The 25,158-nt window shown below is 70.2% G+C and carries 19 protein-coding genes; 10 read left to right on the top strand and 9 right to left on the bottom strand.

The features are described 5' to 3' along the window. A partial coding sequence (locus VJS38_RS09400; protein WP_324087889.1) for a hypothetical protein occupies positions 1-209 on the bottom strand: 209 nt, incomplete at its 3' end. Between the two features lie 98 nt (positions 210-307). On the opposite strand from VJS38_RS09400, the gene VJS38_RS09395 reads away from it, so the two are divergent. Continuing rightward, a complete protein-coding gene (locus VJS38_RS09395; protein ID WP_324087888.1) occupies positions 308-2,182 on the top strand; it encodes an HWE histidine kinase domain-containing protein in 1,875 nt (624 codons plus the stop codon). Positions 2,183-2,216: 34 nt separating this feature from the next. Here VJS38_RS09395 and metH read toward each other — a convergent pair whose 3' ends face one another. From metH to VJS38_RS09370, 5 genes are all read right to left on the bottom strand, one after another. After that, on the bottom strand, positions 2,217-4,862 hold the full coding sequence (gene metH, locus VJS38_RS09390; RefSeq protein WP_324087887.1) for a methionine synthase: 2,646 nt from the start codon (positions 4,860-4,862) through the stop codon (positions 2,217-2,219). A gap of 206 nt (positions 4,863-5,068) precedes the next feature. Further along, positions 5,069-6,130: a homocysteine S-methyltransferase family protein gene (locus tag VJS38_RS09385; RefSeq protein ID WP_324087886.1), complete on the bottom strand. Its 1,062-nt coding sequence runs from the start codon at positions 6,128-6,130 to the stop codon at positions 5,069-5,071. Then, a complete protein-coding gene (metF, locus tag VJS38_RS09380) occupies positions 6,127-7,062 on the bottom strand; it encodes a methylenetetrahydrofolate reductase [NAD(P)H] (RefSeq protein WP_324087885.1) in 936 nt (311 codons plus the stop codon). Before metF ends, VJS38_RS09385 begins: the two co-directional genes overlap by 4 nt. Next, the gene (locus VJS38_RS09375) at positions 7,059-8,030 is read right to left on the bottom strand and encodes a metalloregulator ArsR/SmtB family transcription factor (RefSeq protein WP_324087890.1); all 972 of its coding nucleotides are present in this window, start codon (positions 8,028-8,030) and stop codon (positions 7,059-7,061) included. The genes metF and VJS38_RS09375 overlap by 4 nt, the downstream gene beginning before the upstream one ends. Positions 8,031-8,075: 45 nt before the next feature. Further along, on the bottom strand, positions 8,076-9,023 hold the full coding sequence (locus VJS38_RS09370; RefSeq protein WP_324087884.1) for a 2-hydroxyacid dehydrogenase: 948 nt from the start codon (positions 9,021-9,023) through the stop codon (positions 8,076-8,078). Between the two features lie 265 nt (positions 9,024-9,288). Between VJS38_RS09370 and VJS38_RS09365 the strand changes: the two genes are divergently transcribed. Then, a complete protein-coding gene (locus VJS38_RS09365; protein WP_324087883.1) occupies positions 9,289-9,519 on the top strand; it encodes a hypothetical protein in 231 nt (76 codons plus the stop codon). 16 nt (positions 9,520-9,535) lie between these two features. On the opposite strand, the gene VJS38_RS09360 is transcribed toward VJS38_RS09365, so the two are convergent. Beyond that, positions 9,536-10,933: a family 43 glycosylhydrolase gene (locus VJS38_RS09360; protein ID WP_324087882.1), complete on the bottom strand. Its 1,398-nt coding sequence runs from the start codon at positions 10,931-10,933 to the stop codon at positions 9,536-9,538. A gap of 157 nt (positions 10,934-11,090) precedes the next feature. Between VJS38_RS09360 and VJS38_RS09355 the strand changes: the two genes are divergently transcribed. Next, a complete protein-coding gene (locus VJS38_RS09355) occupies positions 11,091-11,576 on the top strand; it encodes a hypothetical protein (RefSeq protein WP_324087881.1) in 486 nt (161 codons plus the stop codon). 89 nt (positions 11,577-11,665) lie between these two features. On the opposite strand, the gene VJS38_RS09350 is transcribed toward VJS38_RS09355, so the two are convergent. Then, on the bottom strand, positions 11,666-13,639 hold the full coding sequence (locus tag VJS38_RS09350) for a potassium transporter Kup (protein WP_324087880.1): 1,974 nt from the start codon (positions 13,637-13,639) through the stop codon (positions 11,666-11,668). A gap of 163 nt (positions 13,640-13,802) precedes the next feature. Between VJS38_RS09350 and VJS38_RS09345 the strand changes: the two genes are divergently transcribed. Then, positions 13,803-14,552: a ParA family protein gene (locus VJS38_RS09345; RefSeq protein ID WP_324087879.1), complete on the top strand. Its 750-nt coding sequence runs from the start codon at positions 13,803-13,805 to the stop codon at positions 14,550-14,552. Positions 14,553-14,621: 69 nt separating this feature from the next. Here VJS38_RS09345 and ettA read toward each other — a convergent pair whose 3' ends face one another. Then, entirely contained in the window at positions 14,622-16,292 is a 1,671-nt protein-coding gene (ettA, locus tag VJS38_RS09340; protein ID WP_324087878.1) for an energy-dependent translational throttle protein EttA, read from the bottom strand. A 163-nt stretch (positions 16,293-16,455) separates the two neighbouring features. Here ettA and VJS38_RS09335 point away from each other — a divergent pair, with 163 nt between their 5' ends. The 6 genes from VJS38_RS09335 to VJS38_RS09310 all read left to right on the top strand — a co-directional run bounded on the left by VJS38_RS09335 (position 16,456) and on the right by VJS38_RS09310 (position 25,044). Next, positions 16,456-16,638, top strand: coding sequence for a CsbD family protein (locus tag VJS38_RS09335; protein ID WP_324087877.1), 183 nt, complete (start codon positions 16,456-16,458; stop codon positions 16,636-16,638). 374 nt (positions 16,639-17,012) lie between these two features. Then, positions 17,013-18,311, top strand: a complete 1,299-nt coding sequence (locus tag VJS38_RS09330) for a glycosyltransferase (protein ID WP_324087876.1) — start codon at positions 17,013-17,015, stop codon at positions 18,309-18,311. A gap of 71 nt (positions 18,312-18,382) precedes the next feature. Then, positions 18,383-21,007, top strand: coding sequence for an aminopeptidase N (gene pepN / locus VJS38_RS09325; RefSeq protein WP_324087875.1), 2,625 nt, complete (start codon positions 18,383-18,385; stop codon positions 21,005-21,007). A gap of 28 nt (positions 21,008-21,035) precedes the next feature. Further along, a complete protein-coding gene (locus tag VJS38_RS09320; RefSeq protein ID WP_324087874.1) occupies positions 21,036-23,933 on the top strand; it encodes a bifunctional [glutamine synthetase] adenylyltransferase/[glutamine synthetase]-adenylyl-L-tyrosine phosphorylase in 2,898 nt (965 codons plus the stop codon). 147 nt (positions 23,934-24,080) lie between these two features. Then, on the top strand, positions 24,081-24,629 hold the full coding sequence (locus tag VJS38_RS09315) for an RNA polymerase sigma factor (protein WP_324087873.1): 549 nt from the start codon (positions 24,081-24,083) through the stop codon (positions 24,627-24,629). A 1-nt stretch (position 24,630) separates the two neighbouring features. Beyond that, complete coding sequence (locus VJS38_RS09310) at positions 24,631-25,044, top strand: hypothetical protein (RefSeq protein WP_324087872.1); 414 nt, start codon at positions 24,631-24,633, stop codon at positions 25,042-25,044. The last annotated feature ends 114 nt before the right edge of the window (positions 25,045-25,158 follow it).

Genomic DNA, 25,158 nt, shown 5'->3' with positions numbered 1-25,158 from the left:
CGCCAGGCGGCGCGGCGCGACTGGGTCTCCCAGGCTCCGATCCAGGCCACCGCCTCTCCGGCCCCGCGACCGACGCGCACACTGGCGCGGCCGACACCGAGCATCCGGCGTGCGACGTGCACCGCCACCTCGTCATTCTCCAGCGCCTGGACGATCCGGTCGGGCTCGCCCCCTGACGCCGGATCGACGTGGAAGGTGTACTGCGGCATGGCTAGGGAACGCCGATGGCCAAGGTCCGGTTCTCGGCGCCAGCGGTTGCCTTCCGCCGCGGATGATGCGTTTTCTTGCCGTCATCGTGTCGACCCCCATGGCAGACCCGAACGATCTTGCAGGCGACGCCCGATTTCTGCGCGGCGGCGGGGCGACCGGCGCGCTGATCGCCAAGCTTGACTGGGCGCCCACGGCGCTCGGCCCGTTGCGGGACTGGCCCGACGCCCTGAAAGCCGCGACGGCGATGATCCTTCATGCGTCGTTGCCGATGTCCATCCTGGCCGGCGTTGACGGCATCGAGATCTACAACGACGCCTACGCCGAGTTGATCGGCAGGCGCCATCCGAAGGCCCTGGGCGCCCGGGCGCGGGACACCTGGAACAACTCCGACATCATCGCGCAGGCCATCAGCAGCGGGCTCGGCGGGAAGAACCTGACGCTGCGCGACGTCGAACTGACGCTCGACCGCAGGTCCGGCCCCGAACCGGCTTGGCTCAACATCGACTGCTCGCCGATCCTTCACACCGACGGGCGGCCGCTCGGGGTTCTGAGCATCGTCGTCGAGACGACCGACAGGGTGCTGGCCGAGCGCAGGGTGGCGGACGACGCCGTCCGGCAGCGGCGCATGTTTGAGCAAGCCCCCGGCTTCATCTGCATCCTGCAGGGTCCGGATCACGTCTTCGAGTTCGTGAACAACGCTTTCAAGGGGATGTTCGGAAACCGGGCGGTCATCGGCAGGCGCCTGCGCGACGTCTTCCCCAGACTGGGGGAAAAGTTCCCGCCGATCATGGACATGGTCTACCGGCAGGGGGAGCGATATATCGCGCGCGCCGAGCCGATCTGGCTGCGCTCGACGCGCGACGGGCCGCGGGAGGAGCGTTTCGTCGACTTCGTGCTGGAGCCCGTCGTCGGCGAGCGGGGCGACGTCACCGGCGTCTTCTGCATGGGGTTCGAGGTCACGGACCAGGTGCGCGCCCAGGCGGCCGTGCTGGAAAGCGAACGGCGACTGAGCGCGGCGGTCTCCATCGCCCGGCTGGGGGCGTTCGAATGGGACCTTGAAACTCGCGAAGCCACGCTCGACGCCCGCGCACGGGAAATCTTCGGCTTCGGCCCCGACGAGCCGCTCAAGATCGAGGACGTCGCCGCCCGGATCGATTCGCGGGACATGGAGCGCCTGCGCTCGTCTGCGGAGAAGCCCGGCGTACGTCGGGAATTCGAGTACCGCATCAACCTCCCGGACGGCAGCGTCCGCAACATCGTAAGCCTCAGCGACGCCCTGCACGCCGCCGACGGCAGGATGCTGCGGGTCACCGGGGTGTTCGACGACGTCACCGAACGCCGGCGCGCGGAGAAACGGCAGCGGCTGCTGATCAACGAGCTGAACCACCGGGTAAAGAACACGCTGGCCACCGTGCAGTCGATCGCGGCCCAGACCCTGCGCTCGGCGCCGGACCTGCCGCGCGCACGGGAAGCCTTCGAGGCGCGGCTGCTGGCGCTCGCCGCGGCCCACGACCTCCTGACCGCGGAAAGCTGGCACGGCGCCCGGCTGTCCGATGTCGTGGCCTCGGCCATGGCGCCCTTCGAGACGGTGCGGCGGCCGCAGATCAGCCGCTCGGGCCCCGCGGTCTGGCTGACGGCCCAGCGGGCGCTGGCGCTCAGCATGGCCCTGCACGAGCTCGCCACCAATGCGGTGAAATACGGCGCGCTGTCGATCCCTGAAGGCCGGGTGACGATCCGCTGGACGGTTTCGGACCACCATCGCCTGACCCTTTCCTGGGTCGAGAACGACGGGCCGCCGGTGCGGCCCGCGGAGCGATCGGGGTTCGGCACCCGGCTGCTTCAGCGCAGCCTGGCCCGCGAGCTGGGTGGCGACGTGGTATTCACCTTCGCGCCCGAAGGCGTCCGCTGCGAGATCCATTGCACCATCGCCGACACCCGCCCCTCGGCCGCGCCGGAGCCGATCGAGGTGTGACCACCGCACCCGCGAAGCCGCGGGCGGCAAGAGGCTACGCCGGATCGTAGTTGAGGATCGGCGCCAGCCAGCGCTCGGCGGTCGCGAGTTCCCAGCCCTTGCGGCGCGCGTAGTCCTCGACCTGGTCGCGCTCGATCCGGCCGACGCCGAAATAATGCGCCTCCGGATGGGCGAAGTAGAGGCCGGAGACCGCCGCCGGCGGCGTCATCGCCAGGCTCTCGGTCAGCTCCATGCCGGTCTGGGCGGTGGCGTCCAGCAGCCGGAAGAGCGTCGTCTTCTCGGTGTGATCGGGCTGGGCCGGATAGCCGGGCGCCGGGCGGATGCCGCGGTACTGCTCGGAAATCAGCAGGTCGATGTCGAAGGCCTCGTCCGGCGCATAGGCCCAGAGCTCGGTCCGCACGCGCCGGTGCAGCGCCTCGGCGAAGGCCTCGGCCAGGCGATCGGCGACGGCGGTGGAGAGGATCGCCGAATAGTCGTCGCCGGCGTCCTTGAAGCGCTTGGCCAGCTCCAGCTCGCCATGGCCGGCGGTGACGGCGAAGCCGCCGACCCAATCCGGCTTGGTTCCGACGGGCGCCACGAAGTCGGCGAGCGCGACGTTGCGCTGGTCGCCGCTCTTCAGCATCTGCTGGCGAAGCGTGTGCAGACGGGCGAGTTCGGTCCCGCGGTTCTCGTCGGTGTAGAGGACGATGTCGTCGCCGTCGGCGTTGGCCGGCCAGAAGCCGACGACGCCACGCGCCTCCAGGAGGCCTTCCTGGATGATCTTGGCCAGCATCGCCTGGGCGTCTTTGAAGAGGTCGCGCGCGGCCTCGCCGACCTCCTCGTCCTCCAGGATCTGCGGGTAGCGGCCGACCAGCTCCCAGCTGGCGAAGAACGGCGTCCAGTCGATGTGCCGGGCCAGTTCGTTCAGATCATAGGGCGCGAAGGTGCGCGTGCCGGTGAAACACGGCTTCGGCGGATCGTAGGTCGTCCAATCCGGGGTGAAGGCGTTGTCGCGCGCCTCGGCCAGGGCGGCGCGGGCGCGGGCGCCCTGCCCGCGGGCGAACTGCTCGCGAACTTTGTCGTAGTCGGCGACGGTCTCGGCGACGAAGCGGTCGCGCTCGGTCGGCGAGAGCAGGTTGGAGACCACGCCCACCGCGCGGCTGGCGTCCAGCACATAGGTGGTGGCCCCTTGGTAGCGGGGAGCGATCTTCACCGCGGTGTGCGTCTTCGAGGTGGTGGCCCCGCCGATCAGCAGCGGGATCCTGAAGCCGCGGCGCTGCATCTCGGCGGCGACGAAGGCCATCTCGTCCAGGGAGGGCGTGATCAGGCCGGAGAGACCGACGATGTCGACCCTGTGCTTCTCGGCCTCGTCGAGGATGCGGTCGGCCGGCACCATGACCCCGAGGTCGATGACCTCGTAGTTGTTGCACTGCAGGACCACGCCGACGATGTTCTTGCCGATGTCGTGGACGTCGCCCTTGACGGTGGCCATCAGGATGCGGCCGGCGGCCTGACGCTCTCCGCCATCCTTCTCGGCCTCCATGAACGGCATCAGATAGGCGACCGCCTGCTTCATGACGCGGGCGGACTTCACCACCTGAGGCAGGAACATCTTGCCGGCGCCGAACAGGTCGCCGACGACGTCCATGCCGGCCATCAGCGGGCCCTCGATGACGTGCAGCGGACGCTCAGCCGCCAGCCGCGCCTCTTCGACGTCGACCTCGATGAAGTCGCTGACGCCGCGCACCAGGGCGTGCTTCAGCCGCTCGGCGACCGGGGCGTCGCGCCAGGCCAGGTCGGGTCCCTTGGACTCGCTCTTGCCGCCCTTGTAGCGGGGGGCGAGGTCGACCAGGAACTCGGTGGGCGAGGTTCCGTCGGCGCGCTTCCTGTTGAGGATCACGTCCTCGACGGCGTCGCGCAGCTCCTTGGGAATCTCGTCATAGACCGGCAGGTCGCCGGCGTTGACGATGCCCATGTCCATGCCCGCGGCGATGGCGTGGTAGAGGAACACCGAGTGGATCGCCCGGCGCACCGGCTCGTTGCCGCGGAAGCTGAACGAGACGTTGGAGACCCCGCCGGAGATCCGCGCATGGGGCAGGCTCTCCTTGATGCGGCGGGTCGCCTCGACGAAATCGACGGCGTAGTTGTCGTGCTCCTCGATGCCGGTCGCCACGGCGAAGATGTTCGGGTCGAAGATGATGTCCTCGGGCGGGAAGCCGACCTGTTCCACCAGGATCTTGTAGGCCCGCTGGCAGATCTCGACCTTGCGATCGGCGGTGTCGGCCTGGCCGACCTCGTCGAAGGCCATCACCACCACGGCCGCGCCATAGCGCAAACACGCCTTCGCCTGTTCGAGGAACTTCGCCTCGCCTTCCTTCAGGCTGATGGAGTTGACGATGCACTTGCCCTGCACGCACTGCAGGCCGGCCTCGATCACCTCCCACTTGGATGAATCGACCATCACCGGCACGCGGGCGATGTCCGGCTCGGCGGCGACCAGGTTGAGGAAGGTCCGCATGGCCGCGACCGAGTCCAACAGGCCCTCGTCCATGTTGACGTCGATGACCTGGGCGCCCGCCTCGACCTGCTGGCGCGCCACGCTCAGCGCCTCGGGATAGTTTCCCTCGGCGACCAGCTTGCGGAATTTGGCCGAGCCGGTGACGTTGGTCCGCTCGCCGACGTTGATGAAGGTGGGGCGCATCAATCCAAACCTAAATGCTGTTTCCTCTCCCGGCGAGCCGGGAGAGGGGGACCGCGCGCCGCAGAGCGCGTGGTGGAGAGGGAGAGTCGCAGAACTCGGCATATCCGTCGGAAAATCGCTGTCACCAGCGCTCCGCCTGCGGCTCGCCCTCTCCACCGCCCGGTGTTCCCCGGGCGGTCCCCCTCTCCCGCGGCGCGGGAGAGGAATTAGACCAATTCGAACGGCTCCAGCCCCGCCAGCCGCATCGCCTTCGGCCGCTCGGGAACCTGCCGGGGCGTCATCCCGCGGACCTCGTCGGCGACGTGGCGGATGTGGTCCGGCGTGGTGCCGCAGCAGCCGCCGAGGATGTTGACCAGGCCGGCCTCGGCCCACTCGTGCAGTTGGTGGCCGGTCTGGTCCGGGGTCTCGTCGTATTCGCCGAAGGCGTTCGGCAGGCCGGCGTTCGGATAGGCCGAGACCAGGGTGTCGGCGACGCGGGCGAGCTCGGCGATATGCGGCCGCATCAGCTCGGCGCCCAGGGCGCAGTTGAGGCCCACGGCGAACGGCTTGGCGTGCTTCACCGAGTTCCAGAAGGCCTCCACCGTCTGGCCCGACAGGGTGCGGCCAGAGCGGTCGGTGATGGTGCCGCTGATCCAGATCGGCAGCGGCTCATAGCCCTCGTCCTGCAGGTCGAGGATCGCCTTGATCGCGGCCTTGCAGTTCAGCGTGTCGGTGATGGTCTCGATCAGGAAGAGGTCGACGCCGCCCTCGTGCAGGGCGCGGACCTGCTCGACATAGGCCGTATAGACCTGTTCGAAGGTGACCTTGCGCGCGCCGGGATCGTTCACGTCCGAGGACATCGACAGCATCACCGGCAGGGGACCGATCGAGCCCGCCAGGAAGCGCGGCTTGTGCGGCTCCCTGGCGGTCCATTCGTCGGCGACCTTGCGGCCGATGCGGGCGCCTTCGAGGTTGATGTCGCGGACGGCTGCTTCCATGCCGTACTCGGCCTGGCCGATCGAGGTGGCCGAGAAGGTGTTGGTCTCGGAGATGTCCGCGCCGGCGGCGAAATACTGATCGTGCAGGTCGGCGATGATGTCCGGCCGGGTCAGGCACAAGAGGTCGTTGTCGCCCTTCAACTGGCCGGCATGGGCCGTGAACCGGTCGCCGCGGTAGTCCGCCTCGTCCAGGCCGCGCTTCTGGATCATCACGCCCCAGGAGCCGTCGAGGATCAGCACCCGCTCCTTGGCCGCGGCCTTCAGCGCCGCGACGCGCTCGGTTCTCGTCATGCCGCAGCTTCCTCTTCCGCCGGCGCCTCGGGTTCGCGCACCCCCAACACCCGGCAGATGGCGTAGGTCAGGTCGGCGCGGTTCAGGGTGTAGAAGTGGAAGTCCGAGAAGCCTTCTTCCAGCAGCTTGGCGCACATCTCCGTGGCGACCGAGCAGGAGATCAGCCGCCGCGTCTCGGGGTCCTTGTCCAGGCCCTCGAACAGGTTGCCCAGCCAGTCCGGCAGATGGATGCCGATGGGACCTGCCATCTTCTTCAGGGTCTTGAAGTTGGTCACCGGCATGATGCCCGGCGAAACGGGGATGGTGATCCCGGCCTTGCGCACCCGGTCCATGAACCGCAGGAACGCCTCGTGGTCGAAGAAGAACTGGGTGATGGCGCGCGTCGCGCCCTCGTCCACCTTGGCCTTCAGCACCTCGATGTCGTGCTCGATCGACGGGCTTTCCGGGTGGATCTGCGGATAGAGGCCGACGCTGACCTCGAAGGCGCCGATGCCGCGGATCGCACGCGTCAGCTCGGTGGCGTTGTTGTAGCCGTCGGCCCTCGGCGTATAGCGCCCGCCGATCTGGCCGGGCGGATCGCCGCGCAGCGCCACGATGTGGCGCACGCCGGCCTCCCAATATTCGCGGATGACCTCGTCCACCTCCTCGCGCGAGGCCTCGACGCAGGTCAGGTGGGCGGCGGGCTTCAGCGTGGTTTCGCGCAGCATCCTAAGGACGGTGCGGTGGGTGCGGTCGCGGGTCGAGCCGCCGGCGCCGTAGGTCACCGAAACGAAGGTCGGGTCGAGCGGCTCCAGCCTGCGGATGCATTCCCAGAGGCTGGCTTCGGCCTCGGGCGTCTTCGGCGGCGAGAACTCGAACGACACGGTCGGGCGCGAGCGGCCGCTCAGGCCGGCGCGGGCCACGGGCCCGAAGGCGGATTGGGGTCCGCTCATGCGGCGCTCCTTTGACGGTCGCGGCCGCGCTCGGCGGTCCAGATCTTCACGGTGAGGCCTTCCTTCTGGGCAGGCGGCAAGGCGCTGGTCTGGATGGACGGGAAACCCGCCTCCCCCAACCAGCGCTTCATCTCGGTGTCGGAGAAGCCCAGCCGGCGATGCTGATGCTGCTCGCGCAGGAACTCCAGGCCGTGCGGGGCGAAGTCGACGATGATCAGCTTGCCCGGCTCGGCGACGATGCGGCCGGCCTCGCGAACCGCCGCGGCGGGATCGGCCAGGTAGTGCAGCACCTGGTGCACCACCACCAGATCAGCGCTGGCGTCGGGCAGCCGGGTGCCGAAGATGTCGCCGTGGCGCAGCTCGCAGCGCTCCAGCCCCGCCTGGGCCACGTGGTTGCGGGCGATGTTCAGCATCTGCTGCGACAGGTCGAGGCCCAGCGCCTGCTCGACGCGCGGCGCGAGCAGGGTCAGCATCCGCCCGGTTCCGGAACCCAGGTCGATCAGCCGCTTGAACGGCCCCGGCCCCGCCGCCTGCAGGATCGCCTGCTCGACGTCGCTTTCGGCGACATAGAGCGAGCGGATCTCGTCCCAGCGGGCGGCGTTGCGGGCGAAGTATTCGGCGGCGTCGGCGGCGCGCTCCGACCGGACCTGGGCCAGCTGGTCGGCGTCGCGCGCCAGCACCGGATCGGCGGGATCGATGCGCGCCAGGGTCTCGGCGACCAGTTCGGCAGCTTGCCCGGCGGCGGTCAGCCGGTAGAAGACCCAGGCCCCGTCAGGAAACCGCTCGACGAGCCCGGCCTCCGCGAGCAGCTTCAGATGGCGCGAGACCCGGGGCTGGCTCTGGTCGAGCACGCGGCAGAGTTCGAGCACCGCGAGCTCCTCGCGCGCGAGGAGCGCCAGGATGCGCAGGCGCGTCGGCTCGCCCGCGGCGCGGAGCACCTCGACAGCCTGATCCGCGGACAACCTCATATGGGACATAAAGATATCCTTATGTCTTTATGTCAAGTCATCCGATTAGGCTTCGGACGAGACGGGCGTAGCCACCGGCCGGCCGGCGAAGAACAGCCGCAGGTTCTCCATGACGCGCTCCGCCAGGCGCGGCAGGATCTCCCGCGTGGTGCTGCCGCTGTGCGGGGTCATGACGAGGTTCGGAACGTCGCGCCAGCGCTCGGCGGCGGTCGGCTCCTCGGCGAAGACGTCGAGACCTGCATGACCCAGCCGGCCGTCCCGCAGCGCCGTGATCAGGGCGTCCTCGTCGACCAGCGAACCGCGGGCGACGTTGACGATCATCCCGGCGGGGCCGACCGCCTCGATCACCTCGCGCGAGATCATCCCGCGGTTCTCGGCGTTGGCGCGGCTGGCGACCAGCAGGATGTCGCTCCAGGCGGCCAGCTCGATCAGGCCGGCCATCCGCGGCCATGGCGCGGCAGGTTTCGGGCGCGGCCCCCACCAGGCGACCTCGAGGTCGAAGGCGGCCGCGCGCCGGGCGCTCGCCTCGCCGATCGGGCCGAGGCCCACCACGCCGAAGCGGCGGCCCGTCAGGCTGGCGCTGGCGGAGCGCCGGTGGTTCTCGCGCCAGCGGCCTTCGCGGATCATGCGGTCGCCCGCCAGGATGTTGCGCCAGCCGGCGAGCATCAAGCCGATGGCGTGGTCGGCCACGTCGGCGGCGTTCAGGCCCGCGGCGTTGGTGACCTCGATGCCGCGCGCCCGGCACCACGGCACGTCGACGCCGTCGTAGCCCGCGCCGACGCAGGCGATCAGGCCGAGGTCGGGCAGGCGCTCCAGGGCCTCGGTGGGAAGCAGGATGTCGCCGGCATGGACGATGGCCCGCACCCGGCCGCGCTCGGCCTCGGCCAGCTCCCAGGCCCGCGCGATACGCCAGCCCTCCGCCCGCAGCGCCGCTTCGAAGGGCGCGAGCATCGGATCGGAGAGCAGCACCGTCGGCGTCGCAGGCTGGTCCATCACGCCTCCCCTGTCGAACAGGGGCGACTATAGCGCGGCCGCCGGCGGGCGGGCGAGGATCGTGCCAGTTAGGCCTGCGGCCACGCGCCCTCCCCGCGGCCTGCCCCAGGCGAAAGCCGCTCACGGCAGGGCGGACGGGCCGGTTCCGCTGAAAAGAAGCGTCTTCGAAAGTGATCGCATCCATCGCGGGGCGACCAAACTCTCGCCTTAGTCGGCGATCTAGATCCCCGCTCACCACCGACAAAACGTCTTGAGGGAGGCGCTCATGGGCTCGGTCGAAACGCCCCGGCAGGTGATCCAGATCGGCGTGTTCGCCGCACGGGAAGGATGGCTGCTCACCCATCCAAGCGTCCAGGGCCGGTTCGAAGTCCGGGAGGACGCCCTGGCCGCCGCCCGGCGGCTGGCGCATCTGGAGAGCTGGCGTGGCCGCCAGGTGGACATGCTGGTGCAAGAGGCGCTCGACGCCGAGGTGGCCTCGTTCGACCCCCGCGCCTGAGCGTCGCCTCGTCCGCTCAGCCCTCCAGCGAAACCCGCCCGCGGTTGAAGCGGATCGGCGCGGCGAGCAGGGCGCGAAAGGCCTTGTAGCCGACCTCGCCTGCGCGGAAGGCATGCAGGAAGATGTGCCGCCGCCCGTCGGGCGCGAGCGCGACGGACGGATGGCCGGGCCCCCACCACGCGCCCGCCGAGGCCAGGAAGACTTCGGACGACTTGCGATAGGGTCCGGTCGGCCCGTCGGCGACGGCCGCGCCGATGCCGTAGTGCGCGGTGGAAAAGTCGTTGCCGGCGTAGAGCAGGTAGTAGCGGCCGTCGTCGTGGCTGATCCAGACGCCTTCGATGAGGTGGCCTTCCCACGGCAGATCGTTCTGCAGGATCACCGTCGGCTCACCCTGCAGCCGGCGCGCGTCGGCGGACAGCCGCTGGGCGTAGATGCGGGTGCGCAGGGCGTCCAGCGCCTGGCCCATCAGCGCCCGCTCGTCGGTCCGGGCGAGCGCCATGACGTCCGCCAGGCGCAGCTCGAAGGCGGCGAGGTCGGCCGAGGCGGCCTCGATCAGCAGCTGCAGGGCGAAGAACTGCGCCATCGGCTCGAGACCGGCGATCCAGGGCCATAGGGTGAGGGTCAAGGCGGCGGTGCGCCGATCGCGGTCGCCGACGAAGAGGGCCTTGGCCAGCGCCGGACGGCGGTGCAGGAGCGCGCCCAGCACCCGCGGCCAGACCCCGTTGTCGTCGCGCTTCCAGACCAGCCACGGCGCGCCCGCCGCGTCGATCAGAATGTGCGGGTCGATCACCCCGCCGGTGACGATAGGCTCGGGATCCGGGACGAACGGCCCGTCCGGGGAGCCGCCACGCGCGAGGCCTACGGCCAGGCTGCGGTCGGCCAGGCGCGCGGTGAAGCAGACCAGCCATTGCGCGTCCAGACGGTGCAGCTCCGGCGCCCAGAAGTCGCTGACCTCGCGCCCGGTGAGCGCCCAGCCGGGGGCCGCGCCTTGCGGGAAGACGAAGCCGGACAGCCGCCAGTCGACGAGGTTCGGCGAGGCCAGGATCGGAAAGGCGTCCGGCGCGTCGTTGGACGTGACGAGCAGCCGGTAATCGTCCCGCGCGACCCGCACCACGCAGGGATCGCCGTAGCCGTAGAGGATCTTCGGCGAGACCGGGGCGGTGAGGATCGGCGTCAGCGGCGGCCCGTTCCCCGCCGGCGGGGTCTCGCGCGCCTGCGGGCGGCGCAGGCCGAGGTCGCGCGCCAGCGCCTCGAAGAGGTCGAGGAAGGCGCCCTGGTCCAGCGTCGGCAGCGAGTACTCGCGCTCCGGCTCCGCCTCCTCGGCGATCGCCAGCCGGATAGGGGGCCCCGGCGTCAGCCGGATGCGGAACACGGCGGACGCGCCGTCGGGGGTCGCCAGGTCGTGCGAGGCCATGCGGTCACAACGCACGGGGCTGCTCACCGCCCCCACGAACGTCGCCGCTCATCGGCTGGTTTGCGGCCAAGTTTCCGGCGGGCAAGCGCAACAAATGGTCGAGGTGCGGGTTCTAGGGGCGCCGACTGAGACGGCGTTACGTCAGGGAGACGCAATCATGAAGACCATCGTGATGGCCGCCAGCGCGGCGGCCTTGCTGCTGAGCGCAGGCGCAGCCGACGCCGCGGCGAAGCATAGGGGCCACAGCGCCGGCGGCGCCGCGCTGGCGACCCCGCCGCAGCCCATCCCCTACACCCAGCTGGACGCCTATCTGGCGGCCACGCCGAAGCAGCGCGCCACCAATGACTGGTGGGCCGGTACGGTCTTCGCCTCGACCGGGACGAGCGCCAACGCCGCGGCGACGACCAGCACCACCGGCGCAAGCGGCGCGGGTGCGAGCGGCTCGACCGGGACCACCGAGAACACCGGCGCGGCGCCGAGCGCCGCCCCCAGCAGCTCGATGAGCAGCCCGGACAACAGCGCCGGCGGCAGCTCCTCCAGCTCCAGCGGCGCGGGCGCGACCACCAGCCCCGACAATTCCAGCGGCGCGGTCAATCCGCCCGCGAACCCCTCGACCGCCCCGCCCTCGACCACCCCGCAGTAAGCCGGTCCAGGCCGCCCGCCGGCGGCGGGGACGGGATTCCTGATACGACCCCGGCCGGACGACGGTCGGGGTCTACTTTCTGCGCGTGGTCAGATGCTGACCTGGGTCCCCAGCTCGACCACGCGGCCGGGCGGCAGGTGGAAGAAGCTCGTCGGATCGGCGGCGTTCTTCATCATGAAGACGTACAGCTGCCGGCGCCAGGCGGGGAGCTTGGAGGCGGAGCTTGCGACGATCGCCCGGCGGCTGAGGAAGAAGGTCGTCGCCATGATGTCGAACTTCAAGCCCAGCTTGCGGCAGCCGGTCAGCGCCTTCGGGATGTTCGGCGTCTCCATGTAGCCGTAGCGGACGATCAGGTACCAGAAGCCGCCGCCCAGGTCGGTGATCTCCACGCGGTTGTCGGCGTCGACGAACGGCCGGGATTCGTTGACCACCCGCAGCATCACGTTCTTCTCGTGCAGCACCCGGTAGTGCTTCATGCTGTGCATCAGGGCCGCCGGCGTCGTGGCGGGCTCGGAGGTCAGGTAGACCGCCGTGCCGGCGACGCGGCCCGGGGCGCGCTGGCTGATGATCTTCAGGAAGTCGGCCAGCGGCAGGCCTTCCTTGATCAGCTTGGCGCGCAGTTGCCGGGTGCCCTGCACCCAGGTGGCCATGACCAGGCACAGCCCGCCGCCCAGCATCAGCGGCACCCAGCCGCCGGTCAGCACCTTCAGCAGGTTGGCGGTGAAGAAGGTCAGGTCGAGCGCCAGGAGCGGAACCAGCACGGCGAGCGCCAGAGGCAGCTTCCAGTTCCAGCAGCGGCGCACGACGATGAAGGCGAGGCAGGTGGTCACCACCATGGTGCCGGTGACCGAGATCCCATAGGCGTGGGCCAGGGCGTCGGAAGAGCGGAACGACAGCACCAGCAGCACCACGCCGACGAACAGCAGCCAGTTGATCGGCGCGACGTAGATCTGTCCGGCCTCGGTCGCGGAGGTGATCTTGATGTTCATCCGCGGCAGGAGGCCGAGCTGGATCGCCTGCTGGGTCAGCGAGAAGGCGCCGGTGATCACCGCCTGGCTGGCGATGACGGTGGCGACCGCGGCCATGACGACCCAGCCGATCCGGAACTGCGGCGGGGCCATCAGGAAGAACCAGTCCTGCTTGTCGAGCAACTGGTGCATGGCGTGCGCGTGGGCGAGCGCCTTGGAGGCCACCGCCGCCTGGCCGAAGTAGTTCAGGGCCAGGCACGGGAAGACCAGGGCGAACCAGGCCGCCTGGATCGGCAGGCGGCCGAAGTGGCCCATGTCGGCGGTGAGCGCCTCGGCGCCGGTGACCGTCAGGAAGACCGCGCCCAGCACCAGGAAGCCGACAAGCTGGTGCTTCAGCAGGAAGACCACGGCGTAGGTGGGCGAGACCGCCGCCAGGACGCCGGGAGAATCCTTGATGTGCATCAACCCCATGGCGCCCAGCCCCAGGAACCAGATCACCATCACCGGCCCGAACAGCCGGCCGACCTTGGCGGTGCCGTGGCTCTGGTAGGCGAACAGGGCCGTCAGGATCAGGAGGGTGACGATGATCACCTCCTCCGTGCCGAACCAGTGGGAGAAGCCCCGGACGGACTTCATCCCCTCGACGGCCGAGAGGACCGAGATCGCGGGCGTGATCACCCCGTCGCCGTAGAACAGCGCCGCCCCGATGGCCCCCAGGGCGAAGACGCCGACGGTCTGGCTTTTCAAGCCGCGCTGGGCGAGCGCCATCAGCGAGAGCACCCCGCCCTCGCCGTTGTTGTCGGCGCGCATCAAAAAGAGCACGTACTTGGCCGTGACGACCAGGATCAGCGCCCAGAGCGCAAGCGAAAGCACGCCCAGGATGTCGGCCTGCACGAGCCGCTCGGCCGGGATCTCCGCCAGCGCGTCGCGGAAGGCGTAGAGCGGGCTGGTGCCGATGTCGCCGAACACCACGCCGATGCTGCCCAGGACCAACGGCCAGAAGCGCTGAGCGGCGTGACCGTGGGCGGCGTGCTGTTCAGGGGACGGGTGCGCGGCGGGCGGCTCGGACGCAGCGAGAGACGGCTCGCTCGTCATGGGCGGACTTGCTCCAAAACGCCGACCGGGCCGGCGGCGGCCGCCTTACGCCTGAGCTGACGACGCGGCAAGCGGAATCGCGGCGCGCCGTCGCGCTCCGCCTGCGGGATTGCGCCGCGGGGCGAAGGTCCGCATACACATCCGACAACCGCGGTTGGAGAGCATGGCTTCTGTCGCGATCTACAGTCCGAAGGGCGGCGTCGGGAAATCGACCTGTGCGGTGAACCTCGCCTACCTGTCCGCCACGACCTCGAAACGGCGCACCCTGCTCTGGGACATAGACGCCCAGGGCGCGGCGGGCTTCCTGCTGCAGGCGGCGCAGGGGCGCGATACGGCGAACAAGATCTTTTCGAAGGACGCCGATCCGGCCGACCTCGCCCAGCCGACGCCCTACCCGCAGCTGAGCGTCCTGGCGGCGGACGCCTCGCTGCGCCGGCTGGACGTCCAGCTGGTCGAGGAGGATGCGCGCAAGCGGGTCCGCAAGCTGGTCCGCGGCCTCGAGAGACGCTTCGAGCGCATCATCCTCGACTGTCCGCCCGGCGTGACGGAGATCAGCGAGCAGATCTTCCGCGCCGTCGACGTGGTGGTGATCCCGGCCCAGCCTTCGGCGCTCGGCCTGCGCGGGCTCGAGGCGGCGCAGGCCCATGTCCGCGCGCAGCGGCGCAGCGCCCCGGACATCCTGCCGGTGCTGTCGATGGCCGACATGCGGCGCAAGCTGCACCGCGAGACCGCCGCCCAGCACCCGGATTGGGGCGTGATCCCCTACGCCAGCGCCGTCGAGCGGATGTCGGCCGAGCGGGCCCCGCTGAACGCCTTCGCGCCCCGGCATCCGGCCGCGCGGGCCTATGCCGATCTCTGGTCGGAGGTCGAGCGGCGGCTGCTGGCCGCTGAAAGCGCGCCCGGGCGCGACTGAGCCGCGCCCGCCCGCTCTTCCCCGCTTTTCGCCGGGACGAGCGGGTACGGGGCGGCTCGTGAACTCGCCCTAGCGGGCGAACTTCTGGAACTTGATCCGGTGCGGGATGATGCTGTCGGCGCCCATACGGCGCATCTTGTCCTGTTCGTAGGCCTCGAAGTTGCCCTCGAACCACTCGACATGGCTGTCGCCCTCGAAGGCCAGGATGTGCGTCGCCAGGCGGTCGAGGAACCAGCGGTCGTGGCTGATGACCACGGCGCAGCCGGCGAACTCCTCCAGCGCCTCCTCGAGGTTCTGCAGCGTCTCGATGTCGAGGTCGTTGGTCGGCTCGTCGAGCAGGATGACGTTGCCGCCGGCGGTCAGGGTCTTGGCCAGGTGCACGCGGTTGCGCTCACCGCCCGACAGCAGGCCCACCTTCTTCTGCTGGTCGGAGCCGCGGAAGTTGAACGAGCCGACGTAGGAGCGGGTGTTGATGTCGCGCTTGTTGACGGTCAGCACGTCGAGGCCCTGGCTGACCTCCTGCCAGACGGTCTTGTTCGGATCCAGCGCGTCGCGGCTCTGGTCGACGTAGGCGAGCTTCACCGTCTCGCCGAGGCGAAAAGCGCCCTCGTCCGGCTGCTCCTGGCCGGTGATGATCTTGAACAGCGTCGACTTGCCGGCGCCGTTCGGGCCGATGACGCCGACGATGCCGTTGGGCGGCAGCTTGAACGACAGGTCCTTGAACAGGACCTTGTCGCCGAAGGACTTCGAAAGCCCGTCGGCCTCCAGCACGACGTTGCCCAGGCGCGGGCCCGGCGGGATCTGGATGGTGGCGAAGGTCTGCGCCTGCCGGGCGTTCTCCTGCTCGGTGACCATCCGGTCGTAGGCCGCCAGACGGGCCTTCGACTTGGCCTGACGGGCCTTGGCGCCGGAGCGCACCCACTCCAGCTCGCGGGCCATGGCGCGCTGGCGCGCCTCGCTCTCGGACTGCTCCTGGGCGACGCGCTTGGCCTTCTGCTCCAGCCAGGACGAGTAGTTGCCCTCGTAGGGAATGCCCTTGCCGCGGTCGAGCTCGAGCGTCCACTTGGTGACCTGGTCGAGGAAGTAGCGGTCGTGGGTGACCAGGATCACGCAGCCGGGGAAGGCTTCCAGGTGGTGCTGCAGCCAGGCCACGCTCTCGGCGTCGAGGTGGTTGGTCGGCTCGTCGAGCAGCAGCATGTCGGGCTTGGAGAGCAGCAGGCGCGCCAGCGCCACGCGGCGCTTCTCGCCGCCCGACAGCCTGTCGACCGGCCAGTCGTCGGGCGGACAGCGCAGGGCGTCCATCGCCATCTCGATGCGGCTGTCGATGTCCCAGAGGTCGCCGGCGTCGATCTTTTCCTGGAGGGCGGTCATCTCCTCCATCAGCTCGTCGGTGTAGTTCTCCCCGAGTTCGGCGGCGATCTGGTTGTAGCGGTCGACGATCTTCTTCTCGTCGCACCAGGCGATGACGTTGCCCCACACGTTGAGCGCCTCGTCGAGCTGGGGCTCCTGGGCCAGGTAGCCGCGCTTGACGCCGTCGGCCGCCTTGGCCTCGCCGGTGAACTCCTGGTCGAGCCCGGCCATGATCTTGAGCAGCGTCGACTTGCCGGAGCCGTTGACGCCGACCACGCCGATCTTCGCATCCGGGTAGAACGACAGCCAGATGTTCTCGAAGGTCTTCTTCGGGCTTCCGGGGTAGGCCTTGGTCAGGCCCTGCATCTGGAAAATGTATTGCTGCGCCATCGGGGCGTCCGCGTCTTTCTGGAAGGGAGAGGGAATTCGCCGACGCAGATAGCGGCCGCTCGGCGCGGGCGCAATCCGCCGTGGGGCGCGGAACGAGCGCGCGGTTCGGGCGTACTCACCCGGCGGAGGCTCGTAAAGCCCCGGAGTGAGAAGGATTTTTCGGATGCATAAGGACGAGATGAAGGGCGCCGCCAAGCAGGCCAAGGGCGCGATGAAGGAAGCCGCCGGCAAGATGACCGGGAACGACCGCATGCGCGCCGAAGGCGCCGCCGAGAAGGCCGCCGGCAAGGTGCAGAAGGGCGTCGGCGAAGTGAAGCAAACTGGGCGCGACGCGCTCAAGCATTAGGGTCCGAAGCCCGACTCCGAACAGGGCCGCGCCGCAGCGCGGCCCTTTTTGCTGGAATCGGCGCCGCGGGCGAACGGCGGGCCATGGCCAACGCCGCCCCCAGTAACGTTAGCGCCTTGCTTCGGTCGTGATCAAAGCTCATCTCTATGGCTGCGCTTTGGGATGCGCCGCACGCGGAATGGTGACGGCATATAGCGACTGCTGCTAGGAACCAGGGATTCGGTCACGGCTCGGCCGAACGAGAGAGGTCCAGATCCGCCGGTCTCTCCGGCACGCGAGGTCGCCGATCCCATCGGCGCCTCTCCCAGAGAAGGACGACACAGCTGGCCAGGCTCTGGAAGAAGACGGTGACGCGAAGCCGCCCGAAGCCGAGTATGATCGGCCTCGTCAACCGGGATCAATCGGCGCCGGCGTTCGGCGCCGCATCCGCTGGTCTCATGGACAAGAGTGCACGCCAGGTGTTCGACGTCGTCTCCCCGGGATCGGAGAAATTGGTCCGGTTCGATCCTGCCGAAGCGAACCTGGCCCACGGCCCGCTCGCGACCGGTTACCACCTGGTCGACACCACCATGATGTACGCGCCCAACTCCGGGGGCGTGAAGCGCTACCTGACCGTCAAGCACGCCTGGCTGAAGAAGCACCGGCCGGACATCCGCCAGACCCTGGTGGTGCCGGGCGCGCGCACGCGGCGCGACGGCGAGGGCCTGGTCACGGTCGCAGCGACCCGCCTGCCCTTCGCCGACGGCTACCGGATGCCGGCCAGCGTCAGCAAATGGGCCTCGGTGATCCGCACCTGCGACCCCGACATCATCGAGGCCGGCGACGTCCTGGTGCCGGGACACGGCGCGCTGGAAGCCGGCGAGGCGCTGGGCGTGCCGGTGGTCGGCTTCTGCCACACCGACGCCGCGGCGCTCGCGGCCCTGCATCTCGGCGATTGGGCCGAGCAGCCGACCTTCAACCTGTGGGCCCAGGCCTACCAGCGGTTCGACCTGGTGGTCGCGCCCAGCCGCCACACCGCCTCGCGCCTGGCCGAAGCGGGCGTGGAGAAGGTCACGGTGCTGCCCTTCGGCGTCGACACCGAGCTGTTCCACCCGAGCCGCGGCGACCGCGCCAAGCTGTTCAAGAAGCTCGGCCTCGCCCCGGAGGCGCGGCTGCTGGTGTTCGCCGGCCGTCCGGCGCGCGAAAAGAATGTCGAGTCGATGGTCGCGGCGGTGGAGAAGCTGGGCGAGCCCTACCACCTGCTGCTGATCGGCGCCGGCCGCGACACCCGTCCCTCCGACCAGGTGATCTGCATCGACTACGAGCGCGATCCCCAGCGGCTGGCGGGCCTGGTGGCGAGCTGCGACGCCTTCCTGCACGCCAATGAGAACGAGATCTTCGGCCTGGTGGTGCTGGAAGCCATGGCCGCCGGCGTGCCGGTGATCGGCCCGAACAAGGGCGGCGTCGGCGAGCTCATCGACCCGAGCGTCGGCCAGCATGCCGACAACTCCGAGCCGGAGAGTCTGGCCGCGGCGATCGAGGCCCTGTTCGCCCGCGACATCGGCCAGATCGCCCAGGCCGCCCGCCGCCGCGCCGAGACCCGCCACGGCTGGGAACACACCTTCGAAGGCCTGACGCGGCTCTACAGCTCGCTGATCAACCGCGCGGCGCGTCCGCTGGCGCTGAGCGCCTGACGGCGGCGCGAAAACCCGAAGATCGCCCGCTGTGTCTGGCGGCCGGGCGGCGGGGCGGCTAAATCGGATGGATGCGCACTGAAACGCCCCAGCCGATCCGGCTCGACGACTACCGCCCGCCAGCCTTCCTCGTCGACGAGGCGGTCCTCGCCTTCGACCTTGCGCCCAACACCACCCGCGTGAAGGCCAGGCTCGCGGTGCGCCGCAACGGCGCCCACTCGGCCCCGCTGCGCTTCAACGGCGAGCGGCTGAAGCTGATCTCCGTGGCCATCGACGGCCGCCGCCTCGCCGAGGGCGAGCGGACCGTCGACGACGAGTTCCTGACCATTCCCGGCGCGCCCGATGTCTTCACCCTGGAGACCGAGGTCGAGATCGATCCGGAGAACAACAAGGCGCTGGAAGGCCTCTACATGTCCGGCGGCCGCTTCTGCACCCAGTGCGAGGCGGAGGGCTTCCGCAAGATCACCTACTGGCCCGACCGGCCGGACGTGCTGTCGCGGTTCACGGTGCGGGTCGAGGCGGACAAGGCGTTCCGCCACCTGCTGTCGAACGGCAACCTGATCGAGGCCGGCGAGCTTGCCGGCGGCCGCCATTACGCGGTCTGGAACGACCCCTTCCCCAAGCCTTGCTACCTGTTCGCCCTGGTCGCCGGCGAGCTCGACGTGCTGGAAGACAAGCTCGTCACCATGAGCGGGCGCACCGTCGATCTTCGGATCTACGTCGACACCGGCATGGCCGCGCGCGCAGCCTACGCCATGGACGCGCTGAAGCGGTCGATGACCTGGGACGAAGAGGTTTTCGGCCGCGAGTACGACCTCGACCTCTTCATGATCGTGGCGGTGCGCGACTTCAACTTCGGGGCCATGGAGAACAAGGGCCTCAACATCTTCAACTCATCGCTGCTGCTGGCCGACCCGGCGACCGCCACCGACGCCGACTACGAGCGCATCGAGAGCGTCGTGGCGCACGAGTACTTCCACAACTGGACCGGCAATCGGATCACCTGCCGCGACTGGTTCCAGCTGTGCCTGAAGGAAGGCCTGACTGTCTTCCGCGACCAGGCCTTCTCGGCCGACATGCGCGGCCACGCGGTCCAGCGCATCAAGGACGTCAAGGCGCTGCGCGCCCGGCAGTTCGCCGAGGACCAGGGCCCGCTGGCCCATCCGGTGCGCCCGTCGAGCTACCTGAAGATCGACAACTTCTACACCGCGACCATCTACGAGAAGGGCGCCGAGGCGATCCGCATGCTGCGGACCCTGATCGGCGAGCCGGCCTTTCGCGCCGGCATGGACCGTTACTTTGAGCGCTGGGACGGCCACGCCACCACCGTCGAGGAGTTCGTCCGCTGCTTCGCCGAGGCCTCGGGCCGGGACCTGACGCAGTTCTTCGCCTGGTATGAGCAGGCCGGCACGCCGAGGGTGACGCTCAAGCACAGCTATGACCGCGCCGCCCAGACCGTGACGCTGGAGCTTGCGCAGCACACCCCGCCGACGTCCGGCCAGGCCCAGAAGCGGCCCCTGCCGATCCCGGTCGCCATCGGCCTCGTCGACCACGACGGCCGTCCCTTGAGCTTCGAGCGCGACGACGAGACGGTCGAGGAGACCGTGATCGTGCTGACCCAGCCGTCGACGACCGTGACGTTGTCGAAGGTCGCGCGCGAGCCGGCGGTCTCTGCCCTGCGCGGCTTCTCAGCGCCCGTCGTGCTGGAAAGCGACGCCGAGCCGAAGGACAACTACGCCCTGCTGGCCGCCGACCCGGACCTGTTCAACCGTTGGGAGGCGGGCCAGACCCTGGCGCGGGAACTGATCCTGGCGCGGGCGGCCGGACGGCCCGACGAGGTGGGCGAGGAACGCTACGCCGAGGCGCTCGGGCGCGCCTTGTCGGACCAGGCGGCGGAGCCGGCGTTCAAGGCCCTGATGATGGCCCTGCCCTCCGAGCCCGATCTGGCGCTCGTCATGCGGCCCGCCGACCCGGCGGCGATCCACGAGGCGCGCGAGGCGCTGCTCACGCGGCTGTCGGTACACCTGGAGGGCGAGCTTCGCCGGCTGCACACCGGCCTGCAGGACCTGGGCGAGTTCTCGCCCGACGCCGCCGGCGCCGGACGCCGGGCGCTGCGCAACGCCGCGCTCGAGCTGCTCGCCGCCAACCCGCGCTCGGACAATATCGACCTGGCGAGGGGCCACTTCGAGGCGGCGGTGAACATGACCGACGCCATCGGCGGGCTGAACGCGCTGACGCACATGGGCGGCGAAGCCTACGAACAGGCGCTGGCCGCCTTCTACGAGCGCTGGAAGGGCGAGCCGCTGGTCATCGACAAATGGTTCAGCGTCCAGGCGCGCGACCCGAGCCAAGGCGCGCTCGGCCGGGTGATGGGCCTGACGGCGCATCCGGCGTTCGAGCCGAAGAACCCCAACCGGCTGCGGGCGCTGGTCTCGACCTTCGCCAACTTCAACCCGGCGCGGTTCCATGACCCGAGCGGGGCCGGCTATCGCTTCCTGGCCGACCAGATCCTGGCGGTCGACCGCTACAACCCGATGACCGCGTCCAGGCTCATCGACCCGCTCGACGGCTGGCGGCGCTACAAGCCCGAACTCGGCGCTCTCATGAAGGCCGAGCTGGAGCGGATCGCCGGGACCGAGGGCCTGTCGAAGAACGTGCTGGAGAAGGCGACCCGCGCACTGGCCGACGAGGACTGACGACGTCGGTCCTGCTAGCTTCGCGCGCATGGGCTTCGGAGAGAGCATGAGCCTGGGCGCGCGGATGCGGCCCTGCGGACCGGTGATCGACGCCAAGGCCGCGGCGCGCACCCACGAGATCGTCGGCCACGCCACCGCCGTCGACGCCGCCTGGCCGGCGCTGGCGCCGGTCTTCGGCGCCTCGTCTTATCTTTCAGGTCTGGCGCGGCGACATCCGGCAAGGCTCGCAGCGCTGCTGGAGAGCGACCCGGACGCGCGGCTGGAGGAGGTGCTCGATCTCACCGCCGCGGTCGCCGGCGGCGAGATCGCGGCGGCCTCGGCGGCGCTGCGCCGGCTCAAGGCCGAGCTGCATCTTCTGACCGCGCTGGCCGATCTGGGCGGGGTCTGGGGCCTGGACGCGGTGACCGGCGCGCTGACGAAGTTCGCCGATGCGTCGGTGGCCTCGGCCTTGGCGATCGCCGCGCGCGGAGAGCTGGAGGCCGGCCGGCTGACGAGGCTGGGCGAAGGCGCGGAGGGGCCGGTCCCGGGATGGTTCTGCATCGCCATGGGCAAGCAGGGCGCCTTCGAGCTCAACTACTCCAGCGACATCGACGTCTCGGTCTTCTTCGATCCCGACAAGCTGCCGCTGGCCGACGGCGTCGAGGCCCAGCCCTTCGCCGTGCGCCTGACCCAGCGGCTGGCCGAGCTGATGCAGACCAGGACCGACGAAGGCTACGTCTTCCGCATCGACCTGCGGCTGCGTCCGGATCCCTCCTCGACGCCGCCGGCGGTTCCGGTCCCGGCGGCGCTGGATTACTATGAAAGCGTCGGCCAGAACTGGGAGCGGGCGGCCTTCATCAAGGCCCGCGCCTGCGCCGGCGACCTGGACGCCGCAAAGGCCTTCCTCGCCGAGCTGCAGCCCTTCGTCTGGCGCAAGAACCTCGACTTTGCGGCCATCGCCGACATCCATTCGATCAAGCGCCAGATCCACGCCCACAAGGTCGACGAGCGGGTGAGCGCCCGCGGGGTCGACCTGAAGCTCGGCCGCGGCGGGATCCGCGAGATCGAGTTCTACGTCCAGACCCAGCAGCTGATCCTGGGCGGCCGCAACTCGGGCCTGCGCAGCAACCGCACCCTCGACGCCCTGGAGGCCCTGGTCGGCGCCGGCCATGTGGAGCCGCAGACGGCCCAGGAGCTGGCCGAGGCCTATCGGCTGCTGCGCGACGTCGAGCACCGGGTGCAGATGCTGGCCGATGAGCAAACCCACAAGCTGCCGGAGTCCGATCTGGAGCGGCGGCGGGTGGCGGCGCTCTTCGGCTACGATCGCCTGCGCAGCTTCGATGCGACGATCTCGCGGACGCTGAAGACCGTGAACGCGCGCTACGCCGAGCTCTTCCCGGAAGAGGAGACGCTTTCCTCGCGCTTCGGCAGCCTGGTCTTCACCGGGGTCGACGACGACCCGGAGACACTCGCGACGCTTTCGCGCATGGGGTTCTCGAACCCAGCCCAGGTTTCCCAGACCATCCGCCGCTGGCACCACGGGCGCATCTCCGCGACGCGGACCGAGCGCGGTCGCGAACTCTTCACCCGACTGGCGCCGAAGCTGCTGGAAGCGGCGCATGCGACCGGCGCGCCGGACGCGGCCTTCATCCGCTTCGGCGACTTCTTCTCCCGGCTGTCGTCGGGCGTCCAGCTGCAGTCGCTGTTCCTGGCCCAGCCCAGGATGTTCGAACTCGTGGTGCAGGTGATGGCGTTCGCGCCCCGGCTGGCCAACACCCTGGCGCGGCGGCCGTCGGCGATCGACGTCATGCTGGACTCCGCCTTCTTCCAGAAGATCGATTTGGACGAGGACCGGCCGGTGTTCCACGCCGCGGTGGCGAACGCCGGCGGCTTCGAGGCGGCGATGGACGCGGTCCGCCGGCTGCAGGGCGAGCAGGCCTTCCGCGTCGGCGTGCAGGTGATGAGTGGGGCGGCCACCGCGGCCACCGCCGGCAAGGCCTTCGCCGACCTGGCCGACCTCTGCATCCAGGCGCTGGCGCCGGCGGCCCTCGCCGAGGCGGCGCGGCTGGGCGGCGAATTCGCCGGCCAGGTGGCGGTCGTGGCGCTCGGCAAATGCGGCTCGCGCGAGATGAGCGCGACCTCGGACCTCGACCTGATGACCCTCTACCGGGCCGACGCGCCCGGCGCGGCGTCGAGCCTGAAGGGCTGGGACGCGGCCACCTTCTACGGGCGCTTCACCCAGCGGCTGATCGCGGCGCTCTCGACGCCCACCGCCGAGGGCGGCCTCTACGAGGTCGACATGCAGCTGCGCCCGTCCGGCACCGCCGGACCGGTGGCGGTGAGCTTCGCGGCGTTCGAGAACTATTACGAGGCAGGCGGCGAGGCGGAGACTTGGGAGCACCTGGCGCTGACCCGGGCGCGGGTGGTCTGGGCGACCTCTGAAGCCTTCGCCGGCGAAAGCAGCCGGGCGATCGAGCACGCGCTCCGCCAGCCGCGCGACCGGGCGGCGACCGCCCAGGATGTGCGCGAGATGCGCGAGCTCCTGGAGCGGGAGCGGCCGCCGAAGGGCGACTGGGACCTGAAGCTGACGCCGGGCGGGCTGGTGGACATCGAGTTCGCCGCCCAGTTCCTGCAGCTGGCCCACGCCGCCGCGGGCGGGCCGCTGTTCGCCAACACCGCCGAGGCGCTGGCGGCCTTTCACCGCGCGCGGCTGGCGCCAGCCGAGCCGCTGCACGCGCTGGAGACCGCCTGGCGCCTGCAGCAGGACCTGACCCAGCTCTTGAAGGTGGCGCTGGAGGACGGCCACGACCCGGCGAGCGAGCCCAGGGCCTTCCGCGCCCTGCTCGCCCGGGCCGGGCATGCGCGAAGCTTCTCCGCCCTGCGCCAGCGGCTCGACCAGGCGCGATCGGCCGCCCGCGAAGCCTACGCCGCGGTCCTGCGCGGCTGAGCCGGCCAGATCGGTCCGGGGCCGCCGCTAGCGACGGAAGCTTGCATTACGAACGTGTAAGCATCCGAAGGAAGAAGCGGATGTTCATGCGGCGAAGCTGGGGCCATAAGGCTCCTCACAGTCACAGGACCCAGCGCGAGGCGTGGCTTGGTGACGTCGGATCCCGACGAAGAACTGCTGGTGCGGATCGCCGACGGGGACCCCGCTGCGGTGCGCGCGCTCGTCGCCCGCAAGCTGCCGCGCATCCACGGTCTGGCCCAGCGCATGCTGAGCGACCCGGCGGAGGCGGAAGACGTGGCGCAGGAGACCTTCCTGCGGGTCTGGCGGCAGGCCCCGAAGTGGCGGCCCGGCCAGGCCCGGTTCGACACCTGGATGCACCGGGTGGCGCTCAACCTCTGCTACGACCGCCTGCGCCGGCGGCGCGAGATCGTCACCGACGATCCGCCGCAGGTTCCGGACGAGGGCCCGGCGCCCGACCGGGGGCTGGAGGCGTTGGACACCGGACGCCGCGTCAGCCAGGCGCTGGCGAAACTTCCCGACCGGCAGCGCGAGGCCGTGGTGCTGTGTCATTATCAGGAACTTGGCAATATCGAAGCTGCGGCGGTGATGGGCGTGACGGTGGAGGCTCTGGAGAGCCTTTTGTCGCGCGGCCGGCGCGCGCTACGCATGGCGCTGGCCGATCTGGTGGAGCGGTGAGGTGACGAAGGACGAATTCCAGCAGCTGGCGGAAGCCTATGGCGGCGACGTCGCCCGCTGGCCGCTGGGGCTGCGCGAGGACGCGGCCCTGTTCACGGCCCAGGATCCCCTCTCCGCCCAAGCCACGCTGGCGCGCGAGGCCAGCCTTGACGCCGCGCTCGACACCTTGCCGCGCGCCCCTGCGCCCCGCGAACTCTACGACCGCATCATCGCCGACGCCCCGGCCGGACGCCGCCGACGGCGGCTTTGGCGGCTGTGGCTGGCGCCCGCGGGCGTCGGCGCAGCCCTGGCGAGCGTCGCCGCCGCCGGCCTGGTCCTGGGGGCGCAGTTGGGGCAGCAGTCCGCGATCACCGCCGAAGCCTCCGCCCAGGCGGTGGCCGATCTCGACGTCTCGGCGGTCGCGGAGGAGGGTTGATGAGCCGTCGAGGCCTGCTCACCGCGCTGATCGTTTCGCTGGCGGTGAACCTCTTCGTGCTGGGCGGCCTGGCCGGTGCGGCGCTGATGGGCTTTCCGTTGCAGCGGCCGCCGC

The sequence above is a fragment of the Phenylobacterium sp. genome (genome assembly GCF_035276905.1).
Classification (GTDB): domain Bacteria; phylum Pseudomonadota; class Alphaproteobacteria; order Caulobacterales; family Caulobacteraceae; genus Phenylobacterium.
Note: the sequence above shows the minus strand (reverse complement) of the source record. Positions and strands in the feature narration are given on the sequence as shown.

Bases quoted from the DNA above. Each gene is read 5' to 3' on its own strand.
- VJS38_RS09395 (WP_324087888.1), top strand. From the start codon at position 308: ATGGCAGACCCGAACGATCTTGCAGGCGACGCCCGATTTCTGCGCGGC.
- metH (WP_324087887.1), bottom strand. From the start codon at position 4,862: ATGCGCCCCACCTTCATCAACGTCGGCGAGCGGACCAACGTCACCGGC.
- VJS38_RS09385 (WP_324087886.1), bottom strand. From the start codon at position 6,130: ATGACGAGAACCGAGCGCGTCGCGGCGCTGAAGGCCGCGGCCAAGGAG.
- metF (WP_324087885.1), bottom strand. From the start codon at position 7,062: ATGAGCGGACCCCAATCCGCCTTCGGGCCCGTGGCCCGCGCCGGCCTG.
- VJS38_RS09375 (WP_324087890.1), bottom strand. From the start codon at position 8,030: ATGAGGTTGTCCGCGGATCAGGCTGTCGAGGTGCTCCGCGCCGCGGGC.
- VJS38_RS09370 (WP_324087884.1), bottom strand. From the start codon at position 9,023: ATGGACCAGCCTGCGACGCCGACGGTGCTGCTCTCCGATCCGATGCTC.
- VJS38_RS09365 (WP_324087883.1), top strand. From the start codon at position 9,289: ATGGGCTCGGTCGAAACGCCCCGGCAGGTGATCCAGATCGGCGTGTTC.
- VJS38_RS09360 (WP_324087882.1), bottom strand. From the start codon at position 10,933: ATGGCCTCGCACGACCTGGCGACCCCCGACGGCGCGTCCGCCGTGTTC.
- VJS38_RS09355 (WP_324087881.1), top strand. From the start codon at position 11,091: ATGAAGACCATCGTGATGGCCGCCAGCGCGGCGGCCTTGCTGCTGAGC.
- VJS38_RS09350 (WP_324087880.1), bottom strand. From the start codon at position 13,639: ATGACGAGCGAGCCGTCTCTCGCTGCGTCCGAGCCGCCCGCCGCGCAC.
- VJS38_RS09345 (WP_324087879.1), top strand. From the start codon at position 13,803: ATGGCTTCTGTCGCGATCTACAGTCCGAAGGGCGGCGTCGGGAAATCG.
- ettA (WP_324087878.1), bottom strand. From the start codon at position 16,292: ATGGCGCAGCAATACATTTTCCAGATGCAGGGCCTGACCAAGGCCTAC.
- VJS38_RS09335 (WP_324087877.1), top strand. From the start codon at position 16,456: ATGCATAAGGACGAGATGAAGGGCGCCGCCAAGCAGGCCAAGGGCGCG.
- VJS38_RS09330 (WP_324087876.1), top strand. From the start codon at position 17,013: ATGATCGGCCTCGTCAACCGGGATCAATCGGCGCCGGCGTTCGGCGCC.
- pepN (WP_324087875.1), top strand. From the start codon at position 18,383: ATGCGCACTGAAACGCCCCAGCCGATCCGGCTCGACGACTACCGCCCG.
- VJS38_RS09320 (WP_324087874.1), top strand. From the start codon at position 21,036: ATGGGCTTCGGAGAGAGCATGAGCCTGGGCGCGCGGATGCGGCCCTGC.